The 15,504-nt window shown below is 35.1% G+C and carries 24 protein-coding genes and 2 tRNA genes; 14 read left to right on the plus strand and 12 right to left on the minus strand.

Annotated elements, in window-relative coordinates; translation table 11 throughout:
* Positions 1 to 33: 33 nt before the first annotated feature.
* From ABXT44_RS02940 to rpsF, 7 genes are all read right to left on the minus strand, one after another.
* A complete protein-coding gene (locus ABXT44_RS02940; RefSeq protein WP_271541173.1) occupies positions 34 to 936 on the minus strand; it encodes a 5'-nucleotidase in 903 nt (300 codons plus the stop codon).
* Positions 918 to 1,382 (minus strand): DUF1249 domain-containing protein, encoded by a 465-nt coding sequence (locus ABXT44_RS02945; RefSeq protein ID WP_416688007.1) that lies wholly within the window; start codon positions 1,380 to 1,382, stop codon positions 918 to 920. Before ABXT44_RS02945 ends, ABXT44_RS02940 begins: the two co-directional genes overlap by 19 nt.
* Entirely contained in the window at positions 1,379 to 2,080 is a 702-nt protein-coding gene (locus ABXT44_RS02950) for a metallophosphoesterase family protein (RefSeq protein WP_416688009.1), read from the minus strand. Before ABXT44_RS02950 ends, ABXT44_RS02945 begins: the two co-directional genes overlap by 4 nt.
* A gap of 33 nt (positions 2,081 to 2,113) precedes the next feature.
* Positions 2,114 to 3,556 carry a replicative DNA helicase gene (gene dnaB / locus ABXT44_RS02955; protein WP_271537521.1) on the minus strand — a complete coding sequence of 481 codons (1,443 nt, stop codon included), beginning with the start codon at positions 3,554 to 3,556 and terminating at the stop codon, positions 2,114 to 2,116.
* Between the two features lie 75 nt (positions 3,557 to 3,631).
* Positions 3,632 to 4,087 carry a 50S ribosomal protein L9 gene (gene rplI / locus ABXT44_RS02960; protein ID WP_416688011.1) on the minus strand — a complete coding sequence of 152 codons (456 nt, stop codon included), beginning with the start codon at positions 4,085 to 4,087 and terminating at the stop codon, positions 3,632 to 3,634.
* 8 nt (positions 4,088 to 4,095) lie between these two features.
* Positions 4,096 to 4,353, minus strand: a complete 258-nt coding sequence (rpsR, locus tag ABXT44_RS02965; RefSeq protein WP_271537519.1) for a 30S ribosomal protein S18 — start codon at positions 4,351 to 4,353, stop codon at positions 4,096 to 4,098.
* 9 nt (positions 4,354 to 4,362) lie between these two features.
* Entirely contained in the window at positions 4,363 to 4,740 is a 378-nt protein-coding gene (rpsF, locus tag ABXT44_RS02970) for a 30S ribosomal protein S6 (RefSeq protein ID WP_271537518.1), read from the minus strand.
* Positions 4,741 to 4,907: 167 nt separating this feature from the next.
* Here rpsF and ABXT44_RS02975 point away from each other — a divergent pair, with 167 nt between their 5' ends.
* From ABXT44_RS02975 to ABXT44_RS03030, 12 genes are all read left to right on the plus strand, one after another.
* Positions 4,908 to 5,585, plus strand: coding sequence for a copper homeostasis protein CutC (locus ABXT44_RS02975; RefSeq protein ID WP_416688013.1), 678 nt, complete (start codon positions 4,908 to 4,910; stop codon positions 5,583 to 5,585).
* Positions 5,569 to 6,234 (plus strand): transglycosylase domain-containing protein, encoded by a 666-nt coding sequence (locus ABXT44_RS02980; protein ID WP_416688015.1) that lies wholly within the window; start codon positions 5,569 to 5,571, stop codon positions 6,232 to 6,234. The genes ABXT44_RS02975 and ABXT44_RS02980 overlap by 17 nt, the downstream gene beginning before the upstream one ends.
* Positions 6,234 to 6,890, plus strand: coding sequence for a tRNA (adenosine(37)-N6)-threonylcarbamoyltransferase complex dimerization subunit type 1 TsaB (gene tsaB, locus ABXT44_RS02985; RefSeq protein WP_416679124.1), 657 nt, complete (start codon positions 6,234 to 6,236; stop codon positions 6,888 to 6,890). The genes ABXT44_RS02980 and tsaB overlap by 1 nt, the downstream gene beginning before the upstream one ends.
* Before the next feature lie 26 nt (positions 6,891 to 6,916).
* Complete coding sequence (locus ABXT44_RS02990; RefSeq protein WP_416679127.1) at positions 6,917 to 7,654, plus strand: heme ABC transporter permease; 738 nt, start codon at positions 6,917 to 6,919, stop codon at positions 7,652 to 7,654.
* Positions 7,655 to 7,656: 2 nt separating this feature from the next.
* Positions 7,657 to 7,818 (plus strand): heme exporter protein CcmD, encoded by a 162-nt coding sequence (ccmD, locus tag ABXT44_RS02995; protein ID WP_271537513.1) that lies wholly within the window; start codon positions 7,657 to 7,659, stop codon positions 7,816 to 7,818.
* A complete protein-coding gene (gene ccmE, locus ABXT44_RS03000; RefSeq protein WP_416688409.1) occupies positions 7,815 to 8,276 on the plus strand; it encodes a cytochrome c maturation protein CcmE in 462 nt (153 codons plus the stop codon). Before ccmD ends, ccmE begins: the two co-directional genes overlap by 4 nt.
* Positions 8,273 to 8,794: a DsbE family thiol:disulfide interchange protein gene (locus tag ABXT44_RS03005; RefSeq protein ID WP_416688016.1), complete on the plus strand. Its 522-nt coding sequence runs from the start codon at positions 8,273 to 8,275 to the stop codon at positions 8,792 to 8,794. Before ccmE ends, ABXT44_RS03005 begins: the two co-directional genes overlap by 4 nt.
* 157 nt (positions 8,795 to 8,951) lie before the next feature.
* Positions 8,952 to 9,224: an HU family DNA-binding protein gene (locus tag ABXT44_RS03010; protein WP_271537511.1), complete on the plus strand. Its 273-nt coding sequence runs from the start codon at positions 8,952 to 8,954 to the stop codon at positions 9,222 to 9,224.
* 57 nt (positions 9,225 to 9,281) lie between these two features.
* Positions 9,282 to 9,357 (plus strand) — tRNA-Val (locus ABXT44_RS03015).
* Between the two features lie 7 nt (positions 9,358 to 9,364).
* Positions 9,365 to 9,441, plus strand: a tRNA-Asp gene (locus ABXT44_RS03020).
* Between the two features lie 83 nt (positions 9,442 to 9,524).
* Positions 9,525 to 10,889: an MATE family efflux transporter gene (locus tag ABXT44_RS03025; protein WP_416688018.1), complete on the plus strand. Its 1,365-nt coding sequence runs from the start codon at positions 9,525 to 9,527 to the stop codon at positions 10,887 to 10,889.
* A 110-nt stretch (positions 10,890 to 10,999) separates the two neighbouring features.
* A complete protein-coding gene (locus tag ABXT44_RS03030) occupies positions 11,000 to 11,773 on the plus strand; it encodes a surface-adhesin E family protein (protein WP_416688020.1) in 774 nt (257 codons plus the stop codon).
* Between the two features lie 62 nt (positions 11,774 to 11,835).
* On the opposite strand, the gene ABXT44_RS03035 is transcribed toward ABXT44_RS03030, so the two are convergent.
* A complete protein-coding gene (locus ABXT44_RS03035) occupies positions 11,836 to 12,381 on the minus strand; it encodes a hypothetical protein (RefSeq protein ID WP_416688022.1) in 546 nt (181 codons plus the stop codon).
* Between the two features lie 215 nt (positions 12,382 to 12,596).
* On the opposite strand from ABXT44_RS03035, the gene ABXT44_RS03040 reads away from it, so the two are divergent.
* A complete protein-coding gene (locus ABXT44_RS03040) occupies positions 12,597 to 12,827 on the plus strand; it encodes a peptidase (protein ID WP_333907962.1) in 231 nt (76 codons plus the stop codon).
* A gap of 62 nt (positions 12,828 to 12,889) precedes the next feature.
* Here ABXT44_RS03040 and ABXT44_RS03045 read toward each other — a convergent pair whose 3' ends face one another.
* Complete coding sequence (locus ABXT44_RS03045) at positions 12,890 to 13,897, minus strand: NADP-dependent oxidoreductase (protein WP_416688024.1); 1,008 nt, start codon at positions 13,895 to 13,897, stop codon at positions 12,890 to 12,892.
* A 109-nt stretch (positions 13,898 to 14,006) separates the two neighbouring features.
* Between ABXT44_RS03045 and ABXT44_RS03050 the strand changes: the two genes are divergently transcribed.
* Positions 14,007 to 14,312, plus strand: a complete 306-nt coding sequence (locus tag ABXT44_RS03050) for a winged helix-turn-helix transcriptional regulator (protein ID WP_271541207.1) — start codon at positions 14,007 to 14,009, stop codon at positions 14,310 to 14,312.
* 103 nt (positions 14,313 to 14,415) lie between these two features.
* Here the strand turns inward: ABXT44_RS03050 and ABXT44_RS03055 are convergent, their stop codons facing one another.
* The 3 genes from ABXT44_RS03055 to ABXT44_RS03065 all read right to left on the minus strand — a co-directional run bounded on the left by ABXT44_RS03055 (position 14,416) and on the right by ABXT44_RS03065 (position 15,317).
* Complete coding sequence (locus ABXT44_RS03055; protein ID WP_416688026.1) at positions 14,416 to 14,781, minus strand: DoxX family protein; 366 nt, start codon at positions 14,779 to 14,781, stop codon at positions 14,416 to 14,418.
* 68 nt (positions 14,782 to 14,849) lie between these two features.
* Positions 14,850 to 15,113, minus strand: a complete 264-nt coding sequence (locus ABXT44_RS03060) for a hypothetical protein (RefSeq protein ID WP_416688027.1) — start codon at positions 15,111 to 15,113, stop codon at positions 14,850 to 14,852.
* Between the two features lie 54 nt (positions 15,114 to 15,167).
* Complete coding sequence (locus tag ABXT44_RS03065; protein ID WP_416688499.1) at positions 15,168 to 15,317, minus strand: hypothetical protein; 150 nt, start codon at positions 15,315 to 15,317, stop codon at positions 15,168 to 15,170.
* Between the last annotated feature and the right edge of the window lie 187 nt (positions 15,318 to 15,504).

Below are 15,504 nucleotides of genomic sequence, written 5' to 3' on the forward strand. Positions count from 1 at the left end.
AGTTTAAGCAATAATTAAGTTCTATTTAAAATGCTATAAATTTTTAATTCCACTTGGGACATGACCAGTAGAAACATACTGAGATGCTGAGTCACAATGCTGCTGCTGATCATCAAAAAAAATATCTGCTCCAAACTCTCTTAGAAAGACACCTTTTTCAAGACCACCAAGAAAAAATGACTCATCTATGCGTATCCCCCATTCTCTCATAGTGTGAATAACTCTTTTATGTGCTGGGGCCGATCTTGCAGTAACTAATGCAGTTCTTATAGGATTATTTTCTTCAGGAAATGTTGATTGAATTTTTTGTAAAGAGACCAGAAAAGATTTAAATGGACCAGCTTTTAATTTAATTTTTTCAGACAGGACTTCATTTTCATGAAAAGCTTCAAGACCCTTCTCTTGAAATATTTTTTCAGATTCATCCGAAAAAATAACTGCATCCCCGTCAAAGGCAATTCTGAGTTGTGAGGGATGACTATGGTTTGATTTTGACTCAATAATTGATGCAGCTGCATAGCCTGACTTTAAAGCTTTTTGAACATCATTATAGTTACTAGACAGAAACAAGTCCGCTTCAAAGGCACCAACAAAAGGGTGGGTACTTTCACCACGAGTAAACGCTGCTCTTGAAATATTTAAACCATAATGCTCGATTGAGTTAAAAATTCTTAGGCCTGTATCAGCACTATTTCTTGAAAGTAAGATGACATCAATTGGCGTTGTTTTACTATTTAATTTAAGTAATTTTTTAACCAAAGTAAACCCTACGCCTGGTTCAAGAACTACTTGCTCATTTTCTTGTTGGTGTTTTGCGTATGCCTTGATGCCTTCATTTTTAAAAATTTGGTGTGAGTAATCAAGATTAAACAATGCCCTTGAGGAGATTGCAATGACTAATTTCGTGCTTTCAGTTTTTATTTGCTTTTTGACCATTCAGCACCATTGTACCTTTCCAAACAATAATCTAGCCACCTTAGCATGAAGAGATTAAGCTCTAATTGAAAGGCTAAATCACTACAGTCAGTAATTAAAGGATGAGAGTCATTAATTCTTGTTTCTTTGCAGATTGAGGTAACCTCTAAAAGTCTTGCATCAAAATAAATTTTGAAACAAATATCTGGCCGGTTAATAATTACCTCTTGAGACTTAATCTTGTGAGTTAAAGTATATGTACCAGTATACGGGGCCTTATCATGACAAAGTAAAAACAGGTAATTAGATGGTTTTTTTATTCCAACAAAGTCATCCTTAATAGAAGGTAGAAGAGGTATAAGTCTAGAAATTTTTTTAAAGTTAAGTTCAAAAATGTCAGATATATTTGAGTAAGTTACTTTTTTTTGGTTATAAATTAATTTATTTAGTATTTGATCGTTTGTCATAGCCACACTGTCTCACAATTAATCTCACCTTTATCACTCAAATTGAAGTGGTTATAGCCAATCATTTCAGGACCATTAAATTGAAGAGTAGTCGATGGACATGAAAAGAGTTTTACATTATTCCTATTAAATTCAGAGCTTTGATGAGCGTGACCCCATATAACTGCCTTAATTTTACTAAACTTATCTATAGTATGAAAAAAATCATCTGAATTTTCTAAGGATTTTTTATCATCCCAATCACTTTCCATAGAAATTGGTGGATGATGAAGGCAAAGAACAATAAATTTTTTAGTTGAAGATAAAATTTTTTTAGTTAGTAATTTAAGTTTTGCTTTATTTAAAAAACCACTAGTTTTATTTTCTTGAACAGAATCTATAGAAATTATTTCCCAATCAGCAATTGTTAGTTTTGGTAAATAATGCTCACTAAATACTGAGGATAAATTTAATTTATTATCATGATTTCCTGGGAGAATAAATAGATTATCACTGATTGGCTGGATTATGTCTTTAAGTGTTGAGTAGGAAGAGGCAGTTCCATTATGAGCCAAGTCACCACTAATAATTAGTGCGTTATAATTTCTTTTAGAAATACTTTTGACTATAGTGCTAAGATTTTTTTGAGAGTCAGTACCCCATACATTTTTTTCATCATCTATGTGACAATCACTGATTTGAATAAAGGAGTAGTTCATGGAATCTAGTTTGAAAGGTTTTTTAAAGATGCTTTAGAAGTCGCCTTGATCAAAATTTGTCATATTTTTAACATAGGATGCGTCCATTTGATCATCACTTACACCCTGAAATCTATCTTCAAAAGCTAAATCTTCAAATTTAGAATACTGTCCTACAAAAGCTAGTTTTATATTACCAGTCGCACCATTTCTATGCTTCGCTATTCTTAAGTCAGCCTTTCCCACTTCTTCTGGATTAGTATAAGCATCATCATGATAAACTTCATCACGATATATAAATCCAATAATATCAGCATCTTGCTCAATGGAGCCAGATTCACGTAAATCAGCCATTTGAGGTATTCTTCCTTTACCAGTTTTTGTGCGCGACTCTACACCTCGATTAAGCTGAGAGAGTGCAATCACTGGAACATTAATTTCTTTAGCAAGTGCTTTTAATGAGCGTGAAATTTCTGAGATTTCTTGAACTCTATTTTCTGATTTTCCATGAACAGTCATTAATTGTAAGTAATCTATCATGATCAAGCCAAGGTCAGGATATTTTCTTTTGAGTCTTCTACATTTTGCGCGAATTTCAGTTGGCGTGATTGAAGGCGTTTCATCAATCAAAATTGTATTCTCTTCAAAGGCCCTTACTGCATGATTAAAGCTATTCCAATCAATTTCAGACATATCACCATCGCGTAACTTACTTGAGTCTATTCGTCCAAAAGATGAAATCATCCTTATTACTAATTGTTCCATCGGCATCTCAAGACTAAAAACCGCTACAGGCGTTGAATTATGAATAGCTACATGCTCTACAATATTCATTGATAATGCTGTTTTGCCCATACTTGGCCTTCCTGCAATAATAATAAGATCACCATTTTGAAGTCCTGATGTTAATTTGTCTAATTCAGAAAAACCCGTCTCAGTTCCCTTAAAGCCTTTCTTTTCTTGCATTTCATGAACGCGATTAACCACATCTTTAATAATATCTTTTACATTTGTAATTTCTTGTTTGTTACGACTTACCTGCTCTGCAATTTCAAAGATTTTTCTTTCAGATAAATCTAGTAAATTGTTTACTTCGATATCTTTTGGATGGAAGGCAGTATCAGCCAGCTCTCTTCCAATCTTGATTAATTGTCTAAAGATTGAAAGCTCTCTTACATGCTTAGCATAAGCATCAATGTTTGAAACGCTTGGCGTGTTTTCTGCAATTTGAGCTAGATAAGCAAAACCTCCAATAGATTCTTCATCATGTGTCTTAATAACCTGCTCTTTAACGGTAAGAATGTCTGCGGGTTTGTCATGCTCAAGAAGGATGACTATTGCGTCATAGATGATGCGATGAGAGGCTTGATAGAAGTCATCGGAGCTAATTATGTTAACTACATTGTCCCAAGAATCATTATGCAATAAAAGACCACCCAGAACTGATTGCTCAGAGTCAATTGAATTTGGCGGTATTTTTGGGTTTTCAATATCCATTAGCGCAGTTTAGAAAAATAAAAAGCCCTCAAAAAGGGCTTTTTATTTTAACTTACTTATGTGATTTGAATTAACTTATTCTGATTCGGTCGCAGCGATAACTATTACTTTAACTGTTACAACAACTTCTGCATAAAGAGAAACTGTAACTTCATATTCACCTATATTTCTTATGGCTTCAGGCATATTAATGTCTCTTTTTTCAACCTCAAAGCCTTGTGCAAGAAGATTTTCAGCAATATCGGCCGGACTAACAGAGCCGTAAAGTTTTCCTTCTTCACCTGCATTCGCTGTAATTGTACATACAACATCTGACATGGCAGTTTCTTTTGATTGAGCATCTGTCATTGCTGCAAGTTCTTTAGCTTCAAGATCTGCACGTATTGTTTCAAAAGTAGCCATATTAGCTTTATTTGCTGGCTTAGCTTTTCCCTGAGGAATTAAATAGTTTCGGGCATATCCAGACTTAACGTTTGCAATATCACCAAGGCTACCTAATTTTTCATTTTTTTCTAATAAAATTACTTTCATAAGGCCTCCTATTTTTTGTGTTTATCAGTGTATGGAATTAACGCCAAGAATCTAGCTCGTTTAATTGCAGTAGTAAGCTGTCTTTGGAATCTAGCGGTTGTGCCAGTTATTCTTGATGGAGTTATTTTTCCACTCTCGTCAATGTTTCTTAGTAAAGTTTCAACATCTTTATAATCGATTTCCTTAACACCAGCTTTTGTAAAACGACAAAAACGGTTGATAGGGATTTGAAATTTACGTCTTTTAGTTACTTGTTTTTTAGCCATTACAATCTCCTATTTCTTGTCAGCAACACGATCTTTGGTTTTGTCTTTACCATGATCTTTATCTTTGTCAGATTCTGTAACCATAACTGATGGTTCAGTGATAGCCTCTTTTTTAGAAATTATTAAGTTTCTAAGAATAGCATCATTGAATCGGAAGTTATAGTTCAATTTATCGAGAGTATCTTTGTCACACTCAATATTCATCATTAAATAATGTGCTTTATAGATTTTATCGATTGGGTAGGCGAGGTGTTTACGACCCCAGTCTTCATCTCTGTGAACCATGCCACCACCTGAAGTGATTAGTTCTTTGTATTTTTCAATCATTGTCGTTACCTGAGAGCTTTGATCAGGATGGACAATGAGGGTTATTTCATAATGTCTCATTACATCTCCTTATGGGTTAAAAAAAGCTTGCCAACGTAAGCTGATCAAGCAAGGAAGGGAGTATTTTATACTACTTAATCTATATTTATCAATTATTTGTTGTTGTTATCGTATTATGTAGGCATTGAGATGAACTGTTTAAAATAACTCTATTTATATTTGACTATATGGAAACTAAACTGGAAGTTTGCATTGATAATTTAGCTGGTTTAGAGGCCTGTATTCAGGGCAATGCCGATAGAATAGAGCTATGTAGCTCTCTAATTCATGGCGGACTAACTCCAGAAGCTAATTTAATGAAGCATGCTTCAAATGCTGAAATTCCTGTGCGTGTTATGGTTCGCCCAAAACGTGGTAATTTTCATTATTCATCCATAGATTTAAGACAAATGAAAAATGATATTGATATGGCTCGTTCTTTTGGCTTTGAAGGTGTTGTTTTTGGGGCTACGTTAGTCAATGGGGAGATTGACCAAACTTTTCTAGAGAAGCTTATCAAGCATGCCTTTGGATTAAAAAAGACTTTACATAGGGCTATTGATACAGTAGCTAATCCAGTCGCAGCAGTAAACATTGCTACTAATTTAGCTTTTGATTGTATTCTATCCTCAGGAGGTTTTAAAACGGCTAATGAAGGTCTATCAGTCCTCAATGATATGCACATAAGAGCTCTGGGTAAAATCGAAATTATGCCTGGCTCTGGTGTTAATCCAAAAAACGCTCACAAGATTGCTAAGAGCTCTAACTTTAAGTGGCTTCATTCTTCTTGCTCGAGCTTACTTGAAAATAGTGCGTTTACTGACGCTAATAAAATTATAAGTATAAAAAATGAAACCAATTACTAGTTCATGGATTAAACGAATACTTTTATTGTGTTTGGTCATTTTTATTTCGTATACTTTGTATTTAAATAGTTTAGTTAAGGCTGAATTTTCTTCAGATATAGAATCAATAGAGGATGTAATTCAAGCTCAGTATTCTTTTGATGATTATCCTAAAGACTTGGTTAATATGCTTTTATTGGTTGAGGATCAATCATTTTTTAATCATCACGGTGTTGACTTTAAGGAAATATTAAGAGTTTTATACGGGTATTTATTCGATGAAAAAGAGCTTAGAGGTGCAAGTACAATAACCCAACAGCTGATAAAAAATTCACTACTCTCAAGAGACCAAACATTAACAAGAAAAACTAAAGAGTCTTTGATGGCAATCTTATTAGAGCTCTCATATGACAAAAAATTCATTCTTGAAAGATATATGAATACTGTATATTTAGCCCAACAAGGCTCCACTGCTTTTCATGGCTTTGCTAGTGGAAGCTTGCACTATTTTAACAAAGATATAAGTAGCTTAAATTTAAAGGAAATGGCAACGCTTGTTGCCTTATTAAAAGGCCCTTCTTATTACAATCCTGCGAATTTTCCTGATCGCCTTAAAAAGCGTGTTGAAATGATTTTGTCCATGCATAAAAACTATAAAAAAATAATTTGATGAATATACTTGCTATAGATACTTGCACTGAGGTGGCATCGGTCACATTATATTCTTCTGGAGTAAGGATCAGTAGAGTCCTAACAAACGTTGAAAAAAGTTCTGGACACATCCTGAAACTCTGTGACGAAGTTTTTCATGAATCAGGAAGACAATTAAAAGAAATCGATTTAATTGCATATTCAAAAGGTCCAGGTGCTTTTACAGGCGTGAGAATGTGTATTGGCGTTGTGCAGGGGCTTTCGCTTTCTTGCAGTATTCCTACCATTGGTTTTTCAACACTTGAATTATTAGGATTTAGGGCATCTAAAATACTTAAAAAAGAGAAAATTGCCATTGCGCTTGATGCTCGTATGGGAGAGGTTTACTGGGCAGTTTATGATCATGGTGCTATTAATAAAATGAAAATTTGTGGCCCTGAAGATGTTGATTGCTTAGGAGATGATTTTGTGGGGGTAGGGACAGGATGGGCAGTTCATTATGATCAATTACATACAGCCTCTAATGTTGAGGTAACTGACCTTACTATATGCCCCGAGGCATCCGAATTGGTAGATTTGTCGATTCATGCAATTGAGTCGGGTCAAAACCCAACATTTGAACTCCCACAACCAATATATTTACGAAACAACGTCGCTCAAAAATCATTAAAATAAAATCTTTTTTTTAGCTTTTTTTAGTTATGTGGAAATGGATTCAAAGACAGTCTTCTCCTAAAATTTTTTACCAAACCTGCTCCAACTTAACCCCTTGGTTTTTTTGGCCATTTATTGGTTTTTTAGTTATTGGTCTATACTGGGCGCTTATCGTTTCTCCTGCCGATTATCAACAAGGAGATGGCTACAGAATTATTTTTATTCATGTACCTAGTGCGATTTTATCAATGATGGTTTATGCAATTATGGCTATTGCTGGAGGTATTGGACTTATCTGGCAGATTAAGATGGCTGAAGTAGTTGCAAAGGTTTCAGCCCCTATTGGTGCTGCCTTTACAATTATTGCATTAGTGACAGGAGCTGTCTGGGGAAAGCCAATGTGGGGAGCTTGGTGGGTTTGGGATGCAAGGCTAACCTCAGAGCTTATCTTGCTTTTTTTATATTTGGCTTATATGTCTCTAAATAATGCGTTTGATAACCCACGAACTGCGGCTAAATCAAGCTCAATCCTAGCGTTAGTTGGTTTGGTAAATTTACCCATTATTCATTACTCAGTTAAATGGTGGAATACACTTCACCAGGGTTACTCAGTTGGTACTGGTGGTTTAAAAGATCCTGATATGCAAATTGCTCTAGCGCTAATGTTCATTGCCTCTATATTCCTTTATGCATTATTAGTGGCTATTAAAGCTAGAACTGAAGTTTTAATTCGTGAGCAAAATTCGCGGTGGGTTCAAGAAGAAGTTACTGGAGCAGTCTCATGACAATGGTAGAGTATTTTTCCTTTCTTCCTTATGGTAAATATGCATTTTATGTGTGGCTAGCATATGGCGTGTCTGCTATAACAGTTATTACTCTGTTCTTAAGTGCGAATAGGAATCATAAAAAAGCCTTAATCAATCTACAAAATAAGTATTCAAGAAAATAATGACTCGAAGACAAAATCGTATGCTTCTTGTTGCACTTCTTTTATTTGGCGTGTTTTCAGCTGGCTATTTAGGAATCAAAGCGTTTAATGAAAATCTTTTATATTTCTATACGCCAACTGATGTAGCTAATGGGAAGGCGCCAATTGGAAAAAGTTTTAGAGTGGGTGGGCTCGTTGAAAAAGATAGTGTTCAAAGACGAGACATGATGGTAAGCTTTGTTGTGACAGATAATAATAAATCAATTGAAGTAAACTATCAAGGCATTCTGCCTGATCTTTTTAGAGAGGGGCAGGGGGTTGTTACGAGTGGATCATTGACTTCAAAGTGCGTTAAAAATTTGCTTGATAAGGAATGCAAATATACATTTCTAGCGACAGATGTATTGGCTAAGCACGATGAAAACTATATGCCGCCTGAAGTTGCCGCCGCATTACAATCGATTGAGGCAAAAGAATGAAAAAACTAATTCCATTAATTGTATTTATTATTATTGCAGTGTTTTTGTTTTTGAGTCTTAATTCAGATCCAAGCAAACTGCCTTCTCCACTTCTAGGAAAAATGTTTCCCAGTATTCAAGGTAAAGATTTTTACACAGATGAGACTATTGAAGTTTCAGATCTGCTAGCTAGTAATATGACTTTAGTAAATGTTTGGGCTTCATGGTGCACTACCTGTCGAAAAGAGCATCAAATGATTATGAATATTGCTGAAAATACAGACTTACAAATGATAGGTATTGACTACAAAGACACCAGGGAAAATGGTGCAAAGTATTTAGAAATTATGGGCAATCCTTTTGATGAAATTATATTTGATCCAACTGGTAAGATTGGAATGGATCTTGGAGTTTATGCAACGCCTGAGACTTTCTTAGTTAATGAAGAAGGCGTTATTCTGTATAAGCATATTGGTGAAATTGACCAAAATGTTTGGGATGAAAAATTTGCTATTCACTTGAAATCCATTGAAAGTTAAAGTATTTTTATGAAAATTGCATATTATGCAATATTTTATTTGTATTTTATTGCTAGATATGGCTTGAGACAGGGGTTTAATGATGTATAATCCATTTTGAACGCCATAATATATTTTGGTTTTTGTTAAATTTATAAACATATAAGGATTATGAAAAATGAATAAATCAGATTTAGTTTCAGCCATTGCTGACAACTCAGGTTTATCTAAGGCAGACGCAGCTCGCGCTTTAGATGCAACAACTAGCGCTATTACTGGTGCATTAGCAAAAGGCGATTCAGTTGCTATTACAGGTTTTGGTAGTTTCCTAGTTAGAGCGCGTGCAGCTCGAAGTGGCCGTAACCCACAAACAGGTGCTACGATTCAAATTAAAGCTTCAAATGCTCCAGCATTTAAAGCAGGCAAATTATTAAAGGAATCTGTTAACTAGATAGATTTTTGTCAGTATAATATGCCCGATTCCTGAAGTGATTCGGGCATTTTTTTTGGGCGCTTAGCTCAGTTGGGAGAGCATCGCCCTTACAAGGCGAGGGTCACAAGTTCAAGTCTTGTAGCGCCCACCAAAAAATTGGAGCGGTAGTTCAGTTGGTTAGAACGCCTGCCTGTCACGCAGGAGGTCGCGGGTTCGACCCCCGTCCGCTCCGCCATTTTTTAATAGATTACAAGCTCTAATTACTTTGAGTAAATTGTGTGAAAATGGCATTCAATTAAAACATAGATTCGAATTCCAATGAATGCTGATTTCAGTAAAGATAATGACGCTCTTAATGGCGAGATTTTCCCTACGTTCGTTAGGTATCTGATTCCTTCTGTTCTCGGCTTAATTGCCATGACATCTTCCTCATTGGTGGACGGCATTTTTATTGGAAACTATGTGGGTATTACTGCTCTAGCTGCAGTTAATCTTATTATTCCAATAATTACTCTGCTATTCGGCGTTAGTATGATGATGTCGATTGGTGGCTCAGTTCGAGGTGGAAAATATCTTGGCGAGGGAAATAAGTCAGCTGCATCTTCAATCTTCAGTAAGTCACTCATTTTTATGACTCTCTATGGTATTGCGTCTATTACTCTGACCTTAGTATTTGAAGGGCAGATATTTGCGAGTCTTGGTGCTACTAAAGAGCTGTTTCCAGTGATGAGTGAGTATTACCGCATCATCATGCCATTTGTCATTTTTCAGTTGATTATTATCCCTCTGTATTTCTTTATCCGTTTGGATGGCTTGCCAAATCTTGCGGCCATTGCGCTCGGAGTTGGTGCAGTAGTTAATATCGCACTCGACTATTTATTTATTGCAGTTTATGATTGGGGATTAGCTGGCGCAGCGTGGGCAACAGGTATATCAGAAGTTTTATCGCTATTAGTTATTCTGTTTTATTTTTTCATGCCAGAGAGGACCTTAAGTTTTAGTTTTCGACAGAACAAATGGATGGAAGTATTTCAGGCAGCATACAACGGCATTTCTGAATTTATTAATGAAGTTTCTGGCGCTATTATTGCCTTTATTTTTAACTGGATGCTTATTCAGAGGGCTGGAGTTGATGGCGTTGCTGCGATTACTGTTGTAAACTATATGTTGATGACAGGCTTTATGATGTTCTTTGCCATCGAGGACACAAGTCAGGTGATGATTTCTCAAAATTATGGAGCTCAAAATGCACAGCGCACTCGAGCCTTTCTTAAAACTGCTTGCGTTATAGTTGCCTTATTAAGTTTATTTTTTATAACTATATTGCTTACAGCAAGTGAGCCTTTGATTTATCTATTTGTTAATGAGAAGGATAGCGATCAGACTGTAGCATTGGCTTTGGAATTTGTGACTTATGTTTGGCCAATTTTTATTTTTGCTGGCTTTAATATGATGATAACTGGCTACTTAACGGCTATTCATTTGCCTTTTCAGTCTGCGCTTCTAGCTATGAGTCGGGGATTGATTCTTCCAACTGGTCTTTTAATACTTTTTTATAGCTTACTATCCGATTTCCGTTTTATTGCCGCTCTTTCAATTGCGGAAGGTGTTGCTTTTATCCTTGCTATAGCTCTATTCCTTCGATACAGTCCTCAAAAAGCAATCTCAGCTCCCAGAGGTTAAGTATTTGAAAAGAGTTTAGACTTTGTTCAGATTTATCTAAATAGTCATCTTTATCTAAATAACTCCTAATCTTCATCTATCATTTATATGTTCCATTTAGAATAATCACTATGAAAAATAAACTACTATTATTATTGTCTTCTCTAATACTCTCATTTAATGCTTATGGTGAGTGGACAACTGTTCTGCCAGGTAATAATTCCTCTTTATATATCGACTTTACAACACTGGAAGAGCGAGAAGGCTTCATTTATTGGCTTTATATGGATTCATGGACTGATGGGAGTGCTAAATCTAATGCTCAGGGTGATTGCAATTTAAAGGGGTTTAAAGTTAATAAAAGAGTTAATTTTTCAATGCCTATGGGAGAGGGTGAAGGCATTGAAAATAATATGATTAGTTCTTGGGAATACTATGAGCCAAACACTGGTTATGAAATCTTATTAAATTTCATATGTCAAATGTCAAAGCTAAATCCTGAAGAACAAGCAATTCGTATTGAGGCATTAACAAAAAGAAATGAAGAGTTTGAAAGACAAAGGAACAGCCTTAATAAAGATTCTGAAGTAGAACAAAGCTCATCTCAAATGAGTACTTTAAAGTCACCCTACATTAAGAGTGTTGAAGCAAATATAAAACAATTTTGGCGCTATGAAGGTGCAGAAGACAGTTGGAGTTGCGATGTTCTAATTAATCAAGCTGAGAATGGTGCTGTAGAGAGCGTAAAAATTCTAGGGTGTGCTTTACCTTTAATTTCAAAAAGCAATGCACAAGAATTTGGGGCGTCCATCAGAAGAGCAGTCTTCAAATCATCGCCTCTTCCACTTCCTCTAGATGAGAGAGCATTTGATAGAGAGATTGTATTTAAATTTAATGTTAAATAATCTTTAATCGCTTATTCATCAAGTGAAAGTAAGCTTCTAATTCGTTTGTCTGAACTGGTTTATTAAGTTAGTTTAGGCTTGGTTAGGAAAGTTTTTAAGGCAAGTATTATTCCAACAAGGATGATCAACCAAGTCAGGCCTGACATTGTCAATTTAAATATGTTAAGTCCAGAGCCCAATGAAACCAGTGTTTCAGATATTGCGCCTGAATTTGAATAAGTTTTTAACATCAATAATTCAAGAAAATTCTCAGACCAATCGGCGATCATACCAAGGACAGTAGGAGCTACTAATAATAGACGCTTGCTTTTAAAGAAATACACAATCCAAGAGCCAAACATCGCAGTAGAAATAACGGCAAAAATTACGTCCCAAAACTTAAGGAATTGGCTATAGCAAAAAAGTTGAGCCTGGTCCCTTGCCTGAAAAAAACCTTGAACCATCTCTATATTATAATTAGCAAGACCAAGTGATTTTATCCCAATATCTATGCTGAAGCAGCTACTTAGAGGCACCCAAACAAATGATATGTACAAGATAAATACTAAAGTAAATCCTATAGCAAAATATAGATTTTTGTGATTCTTTGGATTAATTATTTTGTTCATATTCTTACCTATTAATGAGAATAGTTAATGTCAGCGCTCAATCTGACTTAAGGTAAATATACGCTATAACAATCTCAAATTTTTAATTTTTAGACACTATCAGAGGACATTAATCTGAGTAATCAACAATAACTTATTTCTCAAAAATTAAACTAAATTTTAAATCTAGTCCAAGTTGGCATATAATCCTATTTTTTCTAGGAAAGACTTGAGTGATGCGATTTGCTAAATATGAACAACAGTTGAAGTGGTTAGCATTATTCCTAGGCATTCTCAGTACAATTGCAATTATCAATGACTTGTATCCTTACACAATGTTTATTGGACTTCCTTTTTGCTTAATCTGGGTTTACTGTGCTTGGCTTCATACTGAAAAACAACTGAAATGGATTAATATAATCTTTACTGGGCTTTATACATACGGCATAGCTAATTATTATTTCTAGCATTGACAAATTTCCCCCTAGCTATAAGTTAGAGGGAAATTCGATGTTAATTAGGCTTAAACTTATTCTACTATCTTCACAATAACTTTCCCTTTGGCACGACCTGTTGATAGATACTCAAGCGCTTGGATGCTACTCTTAAAATCATACGTTTTGTCTATCACTGGCTTGATTAAGCCAGACTCATATAATTGCGCTATCTTTTTCAGCTGAGCGCCACTCGATGACATGAATAGAAACCGATACATTGCGTTCATTTTTGCAGCCGCCTTGGTAACTTTTCTAGCTTGAAAAGCTAAAATTAAACGTACAAACTTGTTTAGGCCAAACTGTTTTGCAGTAATGCTATCAAGAGCTCCTGATATAGATACTACCCGACCACCATCTTTTAAAACTTTAAATGCGTTAAGTGTGTGTTCGCCTCCCAAAGTATCAAACACAACATCAAACTTAGCACCTTCATCAAGGTAGTTGTGTTTGGTGTAATCAATAACCTTATCTGCACCTAAATCCTTCACCAATTTAACATTTTTAGTGCTTGTGGTAGAGGTCACATTTGCCCCTAGATGTTTTGCCAGTTGAATGGCAATAGTGCCAACCCCTCCAGATCCAGCGTGTATTAAAATACTTTCTCCAGAAGATAGTTTTGCCACATCTACAAGCGCCTGATATGAGGTAAGACCAGCCAAAGGTATACTAGCTGATTCATTAAAGCTAAGATTTGAAGGAATGAGGGCAGCGTCGTTGTCATTTGAAATCACATACTCTGCCATAGTTCCAACAAAGTCCTCTGCTATTCTTGAATATACTTTATCTCCAGCTTTGAAGTTTTTTACATTTTTCCCAACTTTTTCAACAATACCGCTGACATCTCTTCCAATGCCCTTGGGAAATTGTATCTTTCCCATAGCCTTAAAGTCACCTCTAAGAATCTTATAATCAATTGGATTAAAGCTTGCAGAATGAGTTTTAATAAGTATTTGATTTTTACCAAAATTAGGAATAGACACTTCTTGCACTTTTAAGCTTGTGCTTGCATCGCCATATTTTGTCATCATTAGTGATTTCATTTTTTATACCCTTATGTGTTGAATAAATTGTAAGATAGGTATTTTAGTGGTATATTACAAATATACAAGTACACATATTTTTAATACTACTATATAAAATCATACTAATATGAGTAAAAATATAAATAATGAATCTCCTACAACCGTTGCTATCAAGTTAATTGGTGGCAAATGGAAGCTTTGTATTCTATGGCATTTATCACAAAAAAAAATGCGTTTTGGTGAACTTCAAAGATCAATTGGGGGCATTACTCAGCAAATGCTTTCTAAGCAATTGAAGGAGATGGCAGAAGACAATCTTGTTAATCGTAAGGTTTATGAGGTTATCCCTCCAAAAGTAGAGTACTCATTAACCTCTTATGGAAAGTCGGGTATTCCAGTACTTACAAATCTTTGTGAATGGGCGAATAAATAACCCATCTAAAAGGTCTAGGCTTTAGTGGTGATAATTTGGTTTGTGCTGATTTAGGTAGCAATAACCTTCCTTAATAAATAAGGAAGGCTAATAAAAAAACTAATTAACTCTTTGCAGAATCGCCTAACTGATCTCTATAAAAATAAAGAATATAGGCAGCTAAAACCCCAAGTATGACAGGTGCAAATGCTCCAGGCATGCTTAACACAATGTGAGTAATAAAACCTCCAATCATGGTGCATACAAGAAGTGCCGCTCCAAAAACTTGTTTGTTTGGAAGCCATATCAATACAACTGCAGTAACTTCGATTAAACCTGTTACATACCTGAACCATTGACCCCACCCGATCATCTCATACATACCAACCATTTGCGCATCGCCCATAATTTTAAACGCGCCTGCACTTAAAAAGGCCAGCGACAAAAGAATTTTTACAAGCGGTATTAAATATTTATTTAATTTATTCATAATTTACTCCTATGATTTATAGAAAAAACTCTCTAAAAAGAGAGCCGTGTTATTTTTGATTAGTGCCTTTATTCAACCAGTGATGTGATTTTTAACGAAGCGTGATTAACGCCAGCATTCTTTCTACTTTCAATCATATTAGGCTCTTTTAATTGCTTATCCTCGATTGAATTCATTTCGACAACTGTATATACATTACTTTCATTGCCCTTTTCATGACCGTAGGCTAAAACTTTAACGTTATTTTTTTGTCTCGTAGCCTCATTAGATTCGAATGCTTTCTTCCAGACCTCATAACCTTTAGTCACTTCAAAGTTTGATATTACTTTCATATATCCCCTAATTTTTTATTAATAGCCCTCAAAAGAGGGCTACACTATATTTACTTACTTTGAGTCACCAAACATCGCCTCTTTATCAGCATCAGTTTTTGCCTCATATTGCTCTGGCGTTAGCTCATGCCAACCAACACAATCTCCAGTTGGTGATCTACCGCATCCACACGTACCATTTTCTTTTTTAACGTTATCCATCATTTTTTCCTTTAATGTTATAAAAACCAGATTGTGATTATCAGTTCTGGCGGACTAATTAAAGAAGATGCCTGCGCGCATAAATAGCATCTAATCGTGTCAATTCTTTATTTACTTATTATTTATTGTTTCTAATAAATAAACAATATAGTAAAATATTAAAACAATGTTTTTATATGTAAACAATAAA

The organism is Candidatus Pseudothioglobus sp. Uisw_041, from assembly GCF_048087625.1.
Lineage (GTDB): Bacteria > Pseudomonadota > Gammaproteobacteria > PS1 > Pseudothioglobaceae > Pseudothioglobus.